Annotated in this window: 12 protein-coding genes; 5 read left to right on the top strand and 7 right to left on the bottom strand. The window is 51.9% G+C overall.

The genetic code is table 11. The features are described from left to right. Nucleotides 1–240 precede the first annotated feature (240 nt). Nucleotides 241–2835, top strand: coding sequence for an alpha/beta hydrolase-fold protein (locus AAC022_RS19435; RefSeq protein ID WP_339733671.1), 2595 nt, complete (start codon nt 241–243; stop codon nt 2833–2835). Here AAC022_RS19435 and AAC022_RS19430 read toward each other — a convergent pair whose 3' ends face one another. From AAC022_RS19430 to AAC022_RS19405, 6 genes are all read right to left on the bottom strand, one after another. Next, on the bottom strand, nt 2836–4461 hold the full coding sequence (locus AAC022_RS19430; protein WP_339733670.1) for a hypothetical protein: 1626 nt from the start codon (nt 4459–4461) through the stop codon (nt 2836–2838). Between the two features lie 61 nt (nt 4462–4522). Further along, nucleotides 4523–6409 carry a hypothetical protein gene (locus tag AAC022_RS19425; RefSeq protein ID WP_339733669.1) on the bottom strand — a complete coding sequence of 629 codons (1887 nt, stop codon included), beginning with the start codon at nt 6407–6409 and terminating at the stop codon, nt 4523–4525. After that, complete coding sequence (locus tag AAC022_RS19420; RefSeq protein WP_339733668.1) at nt 6402–6734, bottom strand: NADH-quinone oxidoreductase subunit K; 333 nt, start codon at nt 6732–6734, stop codon at nt 6402–6404. Before AAC022_RS19420 ends, AAC022_RS19425 begins: the two co-directional genes overlap by 8 nt. Before the next feature lie 2 nt (nt 6735–6736). Then, nucleotides 6737–7531: a hypothetical protein gene (locus AAC022_RS19415; RefSeq protein ID WP_339733667.1), complete on the bottom strand. Its 795-nt coding sequence runs from the start codon at nt 7529–7531 to the stop codon at nt 6737–6739. A gap of 33 nt (nt 7532–7564) precedes the next feature. Next, nucleotides 7565–8569 (bottom strand): hypothetical protein, encoded by a 1005-nt coding sequence (locus tag AAC022_RS19410; RefSeq protein ID WP_339733666.1) that lies wholly within the window; start codon nt 8567–8569, stop codon nt 7565–7567. Then, nucleotides 8569–9027, bottom strand: coding sequence for a hypothetical protein (locus tag AAC022_RS19405; RefSeq protein WP_339733665.1), 459 nt, complete (start codon nt 9025–9027; stop codon nt 8569–8571). The genes AAC022_RS19410 and AAC022_RS19405 overlap by 1 nt, the downstream gene beginning before the upstream one ends. 136 nt (nt 9028–9163) lie before the next feature. On the opposite strand from AAC022_RS19405, the gene AAC022_RS19400 reads away from it, so the two are divergent. The 3 genes from AAC022_RS19400 (at nt 9164) to AAC022_RS19390 (ending at nt 10449) form a co-directional block, all read left to right on the top strand. Next, nucleotides 9164–9487 carry a TfoX/Sxy family protein gene (locus tag AAC022_RS19400; RefSeq protein ID WP_339733664.1) on the top strand — a complete coding sequence of 108 codons (324 nt, stop codon included), beginning with the start codon at nt 9164–9166 and terminating at the stop codon, nt 9485–9487. Between the two features lie 11 nt (nt 9488–9498). Next, nucleotides 9499–9879: a gamma-glutamylcyclotransferase family protein gene (locus tag AAC022_RS19395; protein WP_339733663.1), complete on the top strand. Its 381-nt coding sequence runs from the start codon at nt 9499–9501 to the stop codon at nt 9877–9879. Between the two features lie 102 nt (nt 9880–9981). Beyond that, a complete protein-coding gene (locus AAC022_RS19390; RefSeq protein ID WP_339733662.1) occupies nt 9982–10449 on the top strand; it encodes a DUF1569 domain-containing protein in 468 nt (155 codons plus the stop codon). 15 nt (nt 10450–10464) lie between these two features. Here AAC022_RS19390 and AAC022_RS19385 read toward each other — a convergent pair whose 3' ends face one another. Next, on the bottom strand, nt 10465–12333 hold the full coding sequence (locus AAC022_RS19385; RefSeq protein ID WP_339733661.1) for an ATP-binding protein: 1869 nt from the start codon (nt 12331–12333) through the stop codon (nt 10465–10467). Nucleotides 12334–12589: 256 nt separating this feature from the next. On the opposite strand from AAC022_RS19385, the gene AAC022_RS19380 reads away from it, so the two are divergent. Next, nucleotides 12590–14260 (top strand): FAD-dependent oxidoreductase, encoded by a 1671-nt coding sequence (locus AAC022_RS19380; RefSeq protein ID WP_339733660.1) that lies wholly within the window; start codon nt 12590–12592, stop codon nt 14258–14260. The last annotated feature ends 163 nt before the right edge of the window (nt 14261–14423 follow it).

Here is a 14423-nt window from a genome sequence, read left to right as displayed (position 1 = left end):
GCGGTGATTCCACTGGGTTTTTGACGTTTTTCAAAAAAATGATCCCAGGTGTCGAGTTCAGAGTTCGTCTGTGAATGCCACAGGAAACCTGCGTTCTGTTGACAGCCAGGCTTCGTCGAACAAAAATCAACGTAATGAAGTAGTCAGTCAGCTCAAAATGAGCGACACAGGTTTCTCTCACTCTATGGATGGAACCACTCCCCTGAATCGATTCTACGGAATCTGGAACGGATTGTACTGATGCAAACGACACGAATTCGATCGATGTTTGCGTACCGGTTTTCTTTGCTGTTACTCACACTGGTGTTTCTGGGAGCGGCGACCACCCTTCCGGCTCAAACGAAGCCGACCCAGTCCGGATTTGTGAACGCCGTTTATAAAGACGCGGCCGGCGAACATCGCTATGTCGTCTTTGTCCCCAAAAACTATTCACCCGAAAAGAAGTATCCGGTGATCCTGTTTCTGCACGGCGCGGGGGAACGGGGTAACGACGGCCTCAAGCAGGCTCAAGTCGGCTTAGGTTCGATCGTAAAAAAGCAGGCCGAGACATTTCCATTTCTCGTTGTCTTCCCTCAGGCGGAAAACATGAAAGAAAGTCTGCTGGGCGGTTGGCTGGCAAATACCGACGACTCGAAACGAGCACTCAAAATTCTTGATACCGTGATGAAAGATTATTCCGTCGATGCCGGTCAGCAGATCTTAACCGGCTGGTCGATGGGGGGCTATGGTGCGTGGAGTTTGGCGGCGGCAGATCCACTCCGCTGGTCGGCGGTCGCTCCTGTAGCGGGTGGCGGAAAAACCGAATGGGCGGCGAAGCTCAAAGAAGTGCCACTCTGGGCCTTTCATGGTGCCAAGGATCGTGCCATCCTCCCCGTAGAATCACAGAAGATGGTAGACGCCGTCAAACAGGCCGGTGGCACGCCCCGTTATACCGAAGTCCCCGACGTCGGTCACGATGTCTGGAAGGTGGCTTATTCAGAGCCCCTGTTCGATTGGATGCAGCATCCCGGTCGCGCGATGGATTCCTCCGCGCAGCTCTTGGTCAAACCGGATCAGAAACAGCCGGCTGAATTCGACCCCGAATCTCCGTTTGTGCCTGCCTTGATCATCGATAACGCTGTTTCGGTTCGCCTGGGAAATCGGTTCCTGCAATCGTTGGCCGACGCGGTTCCCAGCATGGTTCCCAAAGACATGCTGGAAGGCCGAATTAATGACATCTATGACTATACCGTCGCACAAGGTCGCGGCTTCGATGTGCAATTTACCGGAATCTCGTATCGAGGTGAACTGGCTCGTGCCGCAGTCCAGGCTTATGCAGCGGATACGTTGAATATTCAACTCGGTATTAAGAATGTCGATCTCTATATCAATACCACTTATGTCAGCGGGAATCGGCATTCCGCCGTCGCAGGACCGATTTCCGTCAGCGTTGGTCATCAGAAACCGGTCTGGCTCAGTTTTGATGTGAAACCATATATCAAAAATAACCAGCTCAAGCTGCAACTCGTACGCACGCGGTTTAGCATTCCGCAGGATAACTGGTACGTCTCCGGCCCGGCCGGTGTTTCCACACGCGGCATCGGCATGACTTCGGAAAAAGTTTCCAGCGGCCTGATTGATGGAATCTATGGCAGCAAAGGACGGATTGAAGAGGAAGTCAAAGCCATCGTGCCCGGGCTCGTCGATGAACTTGAAAAACAGCTTAATTTCGATGAAGCCAGTCAGGTCGTCAATGCGATCTGGCCTTTACCCGTGTATCATCCGCGGATGAAGCTCGGCGCAAGTGAAGTCGTCACGGATAAGCAGGGGATCTCAATCAGCTTCGACCTCAGCGTCGCCGCCCTGGAGCCAGGCAAGCATAACGGTAAAGTGAAACGGCTGTCATCGGTCGGGAGATCGGTCAACGACATTCCCAAAGTCATCGATCTGCAGGTGGGCGTTGCCCCTAGTATGCTCAAACCATTAACCGAGATGCTGGTGGAAGCCGACGTCGCACGCATCCCGGTTCAGGATATCCCCGGCCATTCCTTCGCTCCACTGGCGGACTCGAAAACGCTGCAGCAGGTCTTTCCCGATCTGAAACAGTACGGCGATAATGTCAAAATCTGGTCGGAACTTGTTTTGACCAAACCGATTCAGGTCGAAGATGCCAGTAAACCGAAAAAATCAGACGGCAATCCGTTCCGGTTTGTCGTGCCTCAGGCAGCGATCTCGATGGCGATCAAAAAATCGGCATCAGATAAAGATTGGATTCCTTACGCCGAGTATTCGCTCTCCGTCAGTCAAGACGTCGAGCCGCAAATTGTCGATCGCAGCTTTTCCAAACGAGCCTTGCGTTTGAATTGGGAAGGTGGCTCACGCATTGGCGGCACAGCCCGTTTTGCCCCCGACTACAAACGGCAGGACGCCAAAATCAACCAGAAAAAATTCCAGGAACTGGTGCAGGCGGCCTGGGATGGCTGGACGAAACAAGGCCCCGCATCCGTCGCCGAAATTCCCGATATCGAACTTGGCTTCGGCCTCTATCGCGTTAATCAGGTCAACTGGTCCACGCCTCAGCTTCTGGCCACGTTTACGGTGCCCGAGCTGAAACTGACCAATAATACGAAGCTCGAAATGGAATACGAACTCAAGAGTCCCTACAGCGATTGGGGCGGCCCTTACAAGTTGAAGCCAGGTGAATCACACGCCTTCGATGCGGCGACTCCGTTGACTTATCGACGCAGTGTGAATAACCGCCTGCAGGTTTTCACCTTAGCCGCCGGTTCCCATTACGAATTCGATCCACAGAACGGCGATCAGAGCGGTAGCCTGTTTGAAGCCGCCGATAATTGATCAATCTTCAGCGGGCGCTTCAGTAGCACTCGCCTTGATTGGGATCAGCGGAAGTAACGTCTGTTCCAACAGAGTCGCAGGCGAGACGCCGAGGACCAGAATCAGCAACACAACAGGGCTGAACGCGAGCCAGGCGAGACTCATATGTTCGTGCGAGCGAACCGGAGTTTCACTGGCAGCGGGAAGTCCGGCTGGTTGATCACGTTTCATTAATTGCCAGAAACTGCGAATTAACGCCAGGTTGAATAGCAGACTGCCCAGCAGAAAACTTAACGCGAGCCAGATACTCTGATGGGCCAGACTCCACAGCAATGCGAATCCCGCCGTAAAACCTCCCAGTCCCGGCACACCGATCAAAGTCAAAATGGACAAGCCGGCGATACCCATGAAAAGTTTGTGAGTGCGTGTCTGTGTTTCGAATGCGATTAATGGCACCACCAGAAACAGCAGGCAGCAGGCCAGTCCCTGAACCAGGTTCCATAACAGATATTGTGAAACCGCTGTTGAATCCGTGGCAAATAAAATTGTCAGTGCTAACGAAGACTGCCCGATCAGAAACCAGACCACTATCTGCAACAGATCTTTTTTCAGACAGGCAATCAGCGCCGCCATCAGAAAACCGAAACTTCCCCATAATGCCAGCAGAGAAAACAGGCTGGCACCCACCGTAAAGTTTAAGGGAATCATGAAGCGGATCATCCCGTAAATGCTGGCTTTGGTAATCAATGTCAGCAGCACCAGATACCAGCCGATCCCCTCGGGAGTGGGGCCTGGATGCGCGGGCAGTAATTTCAGCCACTGGGTCAATTGATAGTGCGCCGGAAACAGCGCCCCTTTGATTACAAAACCCGTCAGTAACAGCAGGAATATCCAGGGCGAAATCGTGCTCCAATACATTTCTGCCACAGGGTAGAGCGCAACATCGCTGGCAGTGCCTTGCAGTATCGGCTCAAACTGAAGCGTGAGAGGTTGCGGCCCTTCCAGCAGCACGCCCTGCATCCAGGTATAGCCGGTCGCCGCCAGTAGCAGGCCTCCCATGATCAGACCATCTCCCAGAAATTGCAGATACATCGTGCTCTCAAAAACAGACCGCGATCGGGGACCACTGGCCAGTCGAATCAGGCACAGCAGGCAAAACGTGGTCAGCATCAGGAACGTGATGAAACTGATCAAATCGGAAGCGACAAACAGTCCCGCCAGCAGCGCCTGCAACAGCATTAACAATATATAATGTCCTTGCGAGACGGCAATGATCCGGTTCATAAACAGAGTCAGCACAGGCCACATACAGGTGGGCAGCAGCAAGAACCAGGCCGACGTCGAATCAAGGACCCATCGGAAAACCTGCGCGGAGGTTTCCTCTGCTGAAGCAGTTTCGGATGCAGGAAGTTTCAATGTCACGGAAATCGCGCGGGTCGGTCGGTCGTCCTCGTCATTCTGCAGGAAAGGGGCGAACATCACCGATCCCAGGATCAGACACGAAACCAGCGAATTGGAAAATGCCGTCCAGCGATTGAACTCCAGTCCCAGCCGCGACGCGCCCCAGCCAAAGCACGCACCGATCACTGGCATAATCACCAGTAACACAGGCGACAGCGGAATGATGGCATTCAGGAATGAATTCATGTGTGGCTCGAAGCAGACATTGTGGGAACAGAATCAAGAGATCGGAAACAGGAAACCGTATTTAAACCTGCAGCACCATCAGCACGAAAATTAAAATGGAAAGCGTAAACAGCAACACCAGCGTCTGGAAGGCAACCTGACCGTTCTGCATCTGTTTTAACAGCTGTCCCCAGTGTTTAGGCATCGTTTCCAGAGAAAAACGACTACAAAATCCAAGAATCCACTCATCAAATAGAGAGACGGTTTTCGCAAAAAACTGCAGAGGCTGAATCAACGCCCGATTCAACAAGGTGAATGCATAATAGTGTGACTGTCCTAATTGAATCAGTGTCGGCTCCGGCGTTGCCGCTGATTTGCGGCGGTCCGTTTTCGACGCAGCCATCCAGGCCAGGATCAGCGCCACCAGCGGCATCACACAAAACAGACTGCAAAATAGCCAGTCACGATCAAAGGGGTTTTCGCTGTCGCCCGTCACCAATGCAGTCCAGAGTTGCGGAAAGAATGGCAGCGGAACATATACGGAAACACTCGTTAAGCTAATCAAGACCGTGATTCCCCACAGCGGGAGCACAGAAAATGGATCTCGACTTTCGGCTGACATGGGTCTGGCATTGAGGAAAAAATAAAACCGGGCCAGGCCGAAAACATAGCCGGCGAGAATAAGCAGCATCAACCAGACCATCAACTCCGATCGCCAATTTTGAGCGGCGACTCTGGCCGAGATCAGGGGATTCAACATCGTACCCAGACCGGCGACTGCCGCAATCAGTAACAGTAGCACGCAGATTTTAATCGAACCCAGCGATTGCGGCGGTAGGTTACCCTCTTGCAGCCGAGTCTGAATGGGAATCAAAACAGCAAACAGGCCAGTCTGCAGCAGCACCAGTGCCAGAATCAGGTGCAGAGAATGACCGGCACTCATGCCCAGAATGGCAACCGCCATGCCCGCCATCGTCGCAGAGAGCCAATACAAAACGCGGTCTCCCTGTTGACCGCGCGTGAGACTGATCGCGGAAAACAGCGTAAGAATCGCAGACAGGGTTCCCAGTTGCAGCAGTAGACGCTGATTTGCCTGAATCGCGAAAAAATACGGAGCCGTACGGAGCAGCAAAAACAGTCCTGCGGGAAGCGACAGCAGGCTGACCGCCGCCAGAGACTGTGAATTCCAGGGCGTTTGCCGACAGACGATCAGCGCGGAAGACGGAAATAAATTCAAGCGAGGCAGGGCGGCCAGAAATAACGCCGCCCCGATTCCGGGCAGAGCGACCCGGTTTTGAGCGTACGCCGCCTGAATGGCCTCTGGCTGCAGGCAGGTCAGAAAATTCAATGATTTAAAGTTGACGCTGATTAAAAAAATCGCCAGCAGCAGCATTCCATCGGAGAACGCATTCCAGCCCCACCAATGTCTGCTCTCTAATTCAGACGAAGAATCGACCGGCCTGTTAACTTCATGCAGCAGGTTCATGCTCATCGACAGCATCAACCAGAACAGGAACAACTGCAGGAAATTGGTCGCCAGTACAATGCCCGCTGTCGCGAAGAAGCAGAGTAAATACAGCAGTGAGGAAAACTGCCTGCGGGAACCGGGAGCAGGCAGCGTTGAGAACGAATTGTCCAACAGCAGATAAAACAGCGATGCCAGTGAGATCAGCAGAAAAAATGAAAGACTCAGCGGATCAAACAGCACGCCAATCTGCAGCCGAGCATCCGCGGCACTTGTCAGGGAGAGCCAGTCAATCAATGTTCGGGAATAAGACTGACTGTGAATCGTGGAACGAAAAAAAAACGCCGATGTCACAGCAATCATCGTTGTCAGCGATACACCAATCAGTGCCGGCCAGTGTGGATTGCCTTTTAGAATTCGGAAGCCGACCAGCGCAGCCACAATCACCATCACGAACGGAGTGATTAGACTCAGTTGCAGTAACAGCGTGATCGTTTTATCCACCCGGATTCGTTCCTTCCCGCGGTTCGGGTTCGACCTGCGCCCGCTGGAAATATTTACGGGCATGAAAAATCAGAGCGGCCAGCGTGCACAGTAGCGTGATCACAATTAACGCAATGATCAGGAAATAGAAGTTGCCCGCCCGTGAACCCTGATACTGACCATAGGCGGCAAACACCAGACCGGCTCCCTGCAACCAGAGCAACAGGGAAAACACGGTGGCCAGCCGATTGCGCTGCAGCAGCATGCCCAGAAAACCGAGCACGATCAGCGTTACCGCGATCAACAAATAGTTATGCAGCAGGGGGGGAGATTGCAAAAGAATCATCGTCACACTCCCCATTCATCTGAATGTGTGAATTCCGTTTCACGCGGTTCTGACGCCAGACGTGTGATGCCCACATAGGCAACAGCAACAAAAATCAGGAGTAATATAAACGTCGTCCAATGTGCTGTTAAAAACTGTTGAACCAGGACCAGATCTTCGACGTTTGCTGCGGGTTCGGTCGTCGATGTCGTCTCGCCCGTTATTGTTCCCCACTGTTGATGCACCACCCACAGACAGCCACAGAGCAGTAAACCACAAGCCAGGCAAGACAGAAACGGCTCACGAAACGGGCCTTCGTTGTCGGAGTCATCAGCGTGCGCGTTCGGGGCGGAAATGCCGCGATACAGAAACAGCAGCACCATCCCCCCCAGAATCATCCAGCAGAGCAGCATCAACGGTAGTAAATCCGCCTGCAGCAATAACAGCCCGCTGGTGAGGAACGAAACAGAAGCCGACGTTAAAGCCCATTTTAAGTCAGAAGACAAAATCGCCGCCGCTCCAACACCGAGCACAATGAATGCGGTGACAAACGGACTGATTAGAACGAGCAAGTCATGGGCACGACTGTCGGTTTCCTCAGACAGCGGCCGCCCAAACCAGAAAAACATCACCGCCAACGCGAACAGTGATAACGTCGGCCAGCCCCAGCGAAACTTGCGCGGAGTCTCCATCGACCCATGAGAGACCACATTTAAGTAACCATAGATGCCGGTAATCATCAGCAGAACCAGCACCGCCAGCGTCAGAAACAGCAGGTTGTCAGCAGTGCCCGGCAGATAAAATAAAAGGTCATTCATTCCGCGTTTGGTTTCTGAAAAGAGTTGTAAGAATTAGTCCCGAACCGTCGCCGTCAATTTGAGTGGATATTTCGGCACAATAAAACCAGCCCAGATCGCCAGCAGGCTGAAATTCAACAACACATGCATTAAATGATCTGACATTCCCAGTACATGAAAGGCAACAAACGCAGCCGTCATTGCGATCAATGACAGCCACAGGATCATCTTCCAGAGTCGTATCGGATCGAATCCACTGCGTCGCCGCAAAAATGATTTCAGACGGAATATCATCACCATCAAAACCGGGATCAGCACCACCTGTGCCACCACCCATCCGATTTCCACAGGCGTACTCGGTGCCTCGGCTGAAGAAAAACAACTGCGTCCACTGATCAGTACGATGAGCGTCAGCAAACCGGTCATCATTCTCAATTCACGAATCCAGTTCTGAACGGGGCTCACTCGATGAGCCGGGCAGGCATTGATCAACAGGTAAGGGCCGAACAGAGCCAGTGCAAACGCCAGGCAACCCAGCGGCTGCAGCACAATGAGCCACATCGGCGTGACTGCACCAGTGGCAGATTGTGGGGAATCAACGGGCAGATACGCGGCAACCGCAACCCACGCCAGTAACAGAGGCAGCCAGAAATAACTGTTGAGCAACAACGCCGCCGAAGAGTTCGGTCGTCGCTCCGTTAACGCCAGGCTGACCTCGCCGGCGATCTGTAGTAATGTGATCAGTCCCAGAATAAGCAACGGTGCAAAAGCCCCCGACACGAGCAGAGGCGTTGCAGGCAAGCGGGAATGAAAGGGGGAAAGCAGGATTGCCAGCTGAGGAATGATGCCGATCGACAGCAGACAACAGACGAGCGAAAAAAACAGCAGTCCACGCTGCGATGTTTTTTGAATGTGACGTTGTCCCCATGCGATCCGCCGCAAGGAATCGAGTAGACGTGTTTTCACACTCCGTTGAATGGTCGGATACGCTGCTTCTGACAGGATCAGGGAAATGAACAGCAGCAGAGCCAATAGAATCAACGGCATCAGGATCATCATCAGGACAGCTCCTCTGTCTCTGTGGCGCGTTCCGTCAAACCGGGGTTAGTCCTATCAACTCCAGGAAAATCAGACATAGGAAAATCAGTCAGCGGCACATCGACCGCTTCCACAGTCGGACCGGAAAACGACAACATCCCCGAGCAGACTACCATGCCCCAGATCAAAACCAGTGCTCCCGCCAGAGTGCCAGTGACCGGATGGCGAAAGGACGCCGTTTGCATGCTGATTCCCAAAACCAGTAATAGCGTCGGCACCACAATCAATGCCGCCGTGAAATTCCAGTAGACTTGACGTTCTGCATCAGGAACCGAATCAGCGGCTTGCGTCTCCTCTGGCTCAGGGATCACCGATTCCGGTTCGGTGTCAGTCCGAAAGCCGACCTTGATCACAAACCACACCACCAGCGAGCAGCAGGCAGCGGTCAGAAGATAAATCAGAAAGGCAGACCATTCCATGGCGGACTTCCAAGGGAATCATTGTGTATAATCGTTATTCACGGGATGACAAACAGCATCAGTGCGGATTTTAAGTGAATTCGCTCCTGCTGCGAAGTGTCTTTGCTGCAGCAAATCTTTCAAATGAGGAAAAGTAATGGCCGCTGATGCTTTACAGGATTCCATTCCGATAGAAAAATTACGAAATCTGGGGCCGAAGAGTGCTCATTGGTTGGTACAGGCTGGAATTCGAACCCGCGGTGATCTCAAGCAGACAGGTGCTGTTGCCGCTTATCTGATGGTGAAGCAGCAACAGCCACGCTGCAGTCTGAATTTGCTCTATGCGATGCCCGGGGCCATGCCCGGGGCCATGCACGGGGCCATGCACGGGGCCATGCACGGGGTACTAACTGACGTTCACTGGAATCAACTGACCGAGAAAACCAGACAACAGCTCAGAGCAGAAACCCGTAGCGAGTAGAAATAAAGACGATGCATCCGGAAAACCGCACGCTGATTTTTGTCTATGGAACCTTAAAACGTGGTTTCTGCCGTTCTCACTATCTAACAGACCAGATCTTTCTCGAAGCGGCACGCACGATTCCCGGCTATACGCTGTACGATTGCGGCGCGTATCCCGGCCTTGTGATTGATGCTGAGGCAGGCGTTAGCATTCAAGGGGAATTGTGGAGTGTCGATGGTCCAGGTATCGAAATTCTTGATAAAGTCGAAGGCGTCTCCGAAAACTGGTTTATCCGCCAGCAGATCAAACTGCAGCATCCCGCCGTTTCAGAAACGGTTCAGGCTTACTATTTTCAAGGCGATGTCACACATTTGCCTGTCTACGGCGATAATTGGATTAAAGAAACATAAATTCCAATTTAGGCGGTTGTTAATCGAGATGGGGGTCCCAAAAATAGACCAGCATTCTTTCACAAAATCAAAGCAAACTCGAATTGAATGAGAAAGCAAGACATGTCGACTCAAACTGCGGACAGAAGAATCGTTTCATACGCGTCGCTACAGGAAATTGTCGATGACGCCACGCGGCTGACTGAGGCAGAGGCACCCATAACTGGCAATTGGAGCAAAGGGCAGATCTTCGAGCATCTGGCCCGCTTGATGGATCGAACACTCGATGGATTTGACTTTAAGATGGCCTGGCCGATTCGCATGATCGGCATTTATTATTTCAAGCCCCGTATCATTAAGCATGGCATGAAAGCCGGTTTTCAATTAACGGGGGCACCTAAAAAAGCACTTTCCCCCGATCCCGTCGAGGATCAGGCAGGCCTAGAACATTTGAAAACCGCGATCCACCGACTCGAAACGGAAAGTCAACGCCACGCCAGCCCCTTTTTTGGCGAATTAACCCGCGACGAATGGAACCTACTGCACCGCAGACACGCCGAACTGCACATGAGTTTCATCGCCGAACCCTGAAATCTCAAAATCTATTCATTCATGGCTCAATGGAAGTTGCAGGTGGAAAATCGCCCCCTGTCTCTTTCCATTGCTACACGCGGTCAGATGGCCCCCCAGTTCTGTGGCGGCATTGGCACTGTGGTGTAACCCAAACCCGTGTCCTCCACGGTCCTGCTTCGTCGTGAATCCATGTGCAAATATTTTTGACAGGTTTTCCTGCGCTATGCCAATTCCCGTATCCTCTACATCCACAAGAATGTGGTTGGGATCAGACTGTGAGGTTCTTAACGTCAGGAATTGATCTCCTCCCTGTGTTTCCATGATGGCATCTTTGGCATTATTGATCAGGTTGACCAGAATTTGCAGCAGTTTCTGTTTATCAATGGTTACCTGAGGAATTTTCGCAAATTCGCGTACCACTTTGATGCCATGTCGCGTCAGCGATGGCATTGCCATTTTCAGAGCATCTTCTATCGCATCCACAATACTGATCGTTTCACTGACACCAGATAATGTGGCAAAAGATTGTTGTGCTCTGACAATCGCATTCACATGATCGACTTGGCTTAAGAGAGAATTGAGTTCTTCATCTACCTGAATCGATTCGTTTTCAAGCACATCAGCCAGTGTCGACAGAAATTTGGGAACATGCTTGCCGCGTTCATCGACTGTGATAAATTCAGCCAGATCTTCCGCGTGTTTATTAATCAGATCTGAAGCAGACCGTAGTTGCGGTAACTTCGAGGAGCGTGTCCGTTCCTGCACCAGCTTGGCAGACACATTGATCCCATTCAATACATTTCCAATATTATGCAGTACACCGACAGCCATTTCCGCCATGCCCGCCTGACGCGATGCTTTCAGCAACTGTTTGTGTAAATCTTCGCGTTCTGTTTCAGCCAGCTTGCGATTCTCTATCTCGCGTTGTAAATCATGATTTGTCGATTCTATCTCGCGTACAACATGCTCGAGTCGGCCTGATTGCTCAATCACCATACGATCATAAACACTCTCAAGTTCTTCAAGAGCGGCAACCTTGGAATGCATTAGAGAGAGCATGTGGTCAGAATCCAGTTGATTCAGGTTAGATAGATCATCTTCTTGAAAGACCGCGATTTCTTCAAATGGAAGAATGGTTGTTTTGATCTTCAACGCAATCGTTCGAAATACCTCCGCGATTGCCCGGGAAATATCGGTCTTGCTGAAGATGATCACCGAAAATAAATTCCCAGTGGGTAACATGCCTCCAAAACCAAGCACGGAACGCACCCCAAAAGGTTTGACAAACTCATCCTGTGCAGGAATGAATGGGCTGCCAACCGCTTGCTTCACGTGAAATACGTTGTAGTGTCGTTGATCAAGCTCTACAAGCAAATCAGGCGTCGGATTAATCACAGCCGACAAATCTAATCCAAACTGCGATACCAGCTGAGCAATCATCGGAATTTGCGATACCGCAGATTCACTAAGCAGGGGAATCACACGATGGCCTTGTGACTGATGACGATCATTCCATTCCGGCCGTTCACCTGCCGTCGCCAGCAGAATCAGGCATTTTGTATTATCTTTCAGTTGGTTGTCAGGTGCCATCGCCCGCGCCGATTCTTGAAGCGTCTGGTTCAGGTCACCGAATGAATGTGTCTTGAAGAATCGCACGAGCGCGATATCATTTTCACCAGTTTCAGGGTTCCTGCAGGAATCGAAGAGATGCTTCACAATGCCGTTCACCACCTCTTCCATTGAGTGTGAGTGAATCGCCGTTTGACGGATGAAATAACCGCAACGGACCACATCCGATAATGTGAGCGCGGACAGGTTATACTGAGCTTCTGATCCAAAATCTACAGGGCTTGCACTACTTGTTACAAGTTCGCTGGCAACTCCCGTCTCTTCAGGCTCCATGACGACCAATCCCCTATTGATAGCGCTTGCTGGGTAATATCCTTTTGACTCTTAACAAAATTACACCATTCAGACAAGATCAGTTTAGTGACTCACAATCGGGAACACAGCTCCTGTTTAACAACGAAGAGCAACTCGCTTGATACGGTTGTTCCCATTATGAATGCCTGTCAGTGGTCGAAGGAATCAATCCATCCTATAATGCCGCTGCAAATGTTAGAGCTTATCGTTTCGTGATCAACAGGAAAGGTATGAAATGTCAAACACAGAGGCAATCAAAGTGATCATCGTCGGCGGGGTCGCCGGCGGCGCCAGTGCCGCAGCGCGGGCCCGACGCTGCCATGAAGCGGCTGAGATCATTCTGTTCGAGAAAGACGAATACGTCTCGTTTGCCAACTGTGGTTTGCCCTATTATATCGGCGAGGAAATTGCCGAACGCAACAAGCTGATCGTCGCGACTCCCGAACTCTTTAAAAATCGCTTCAATATCGATGTTCGTACCAGACATCTGGTGCAATCCATCGATCAGGAACAGAAAACCGTCTCAGTCCTCAATCAGGAAACCGGCGCGCAGACTGAAGAATCCTGGGATCGACTGATCCTCTCGATGGGCGCCGCACCGCTGGTTCCCCCACTGCCGGGCATTGATGCTGATAATGTCTTCACGCTCCGCAATCTGAATGACGCCGACGCGATCAAAGAATATATCAAACAACACAACTGCCAGCGCGCGGTCGTCGTCGGTGCGGGATTTATCGGCCTGGAAATGGTCGAACAACTGCATCGCCTGAAGATCGAAACCGAACTGGTTGAACTGCAACCGCAGGTCCTTCCCCCGCTGGACCCCGAAATGGCGCGACTCATTCAGAATGAACTGACAGCGCACGACGTCAAAGTGCACCTCGGCACCGCCGTCGAAGCCGTGAACGTGGAAGATTCCAAAGCAGTCGGCGTCGAACTCGATAACGGAACCTCCCTCGCAGCCGACATCGTGATTCTAGGCATCGGCGTGGCCCCTGCCATCGAATTGGCGAAAGCCGCTGGTATCGAGATCGGTAACTTTGGGGGTATCGCCGTTGACGAATTCATGCAGACTTCGCATCCTCATATCTACGCCGTCGGAGATGCTGTTGAATACATGCATGGCGTTTTGGAACATCCCCTGCGAGTTCCTCTTGCCGGTCCTGCGAATCGTGCAGGCCGCATTGCCGGACAGCACGCGGTCACAGCAAACGCCGATTCAATGATCGCACCAATGGGAACCGCCATCGTTCGCGTCTTCGGGCTCACCGCAGCGGTCACGGGCCTCAGTAAAAAATCCGCCGAGAAATCCCATCGCAAAAATCGTTCGGTGATTGTTGTTCCCAAACATCACGCCGGCTATTTTCCGGGCGCCGAATCACTGTTTTTTAAATTGACTTATGATCCGGAAACAGAACGAATCTTAGGTGCACAAGCCGTCGGCAGGGAAGGCGTCGATAAACGCATCGATGTCATCGCGACCACCTTAAAATTCAAAGGCACCATCCGCGATCTGGCCGGCCTCGATCTCGCTTACGCGCCTCCCTTCGGTTCCGCCAAAGACCCAATCCATATGGCGGCTTTCGTCGCGGGTAACGATCTGGATTCTCTGACCTCGATTGTTGAAGTCGATGCCGACTTTGCTGGCTATCAGATTCTCGATGTCCGCTCACAGAAAGAAGTCGATACCTTCCGCTTCCAGGAGATCACACACATTCCCGTCGACGAACTCCGTAGTCGCCTGCACGAACTGGATGCATCCCAGCCGATCATTACCGTCTGCCACACAGGACTGCGTGCTTACATCGCCGCCCGTATTCTGAAACAGTCCGGCTTCAAAAACGTCCAGAACCTCACCGGCGGCATGCTCATGCAACGCCACGCCCGCCCCGAACTCTTCACATAATCCAGTTTTTATAACCCAGAAAGAGCGTCCGTGTGTCACTGTCGTCTGGCCCGACAGTGCTTGAGAAACCTCCGAATTATAGTCTCGTTGCCAAAAAATGAGCGGAATGGCGCTAGCCTAATGGCACTTACTTTAGAAAATCATTGTAACCCACGGCAGACTG

This window comes from uncultured Gimesia sp., from assembly GCF_963976445.1.
In the GTDB taxonomy this organism is placed as follows: domain Bacteria; phylum Planctomycetota; class Planctomycetia; order Planctomycetales; family Planctomycetaceae; genus Gimesia.
This window is presented reverse-complemented; position numbering and strand designations above follow the sequence as displayed.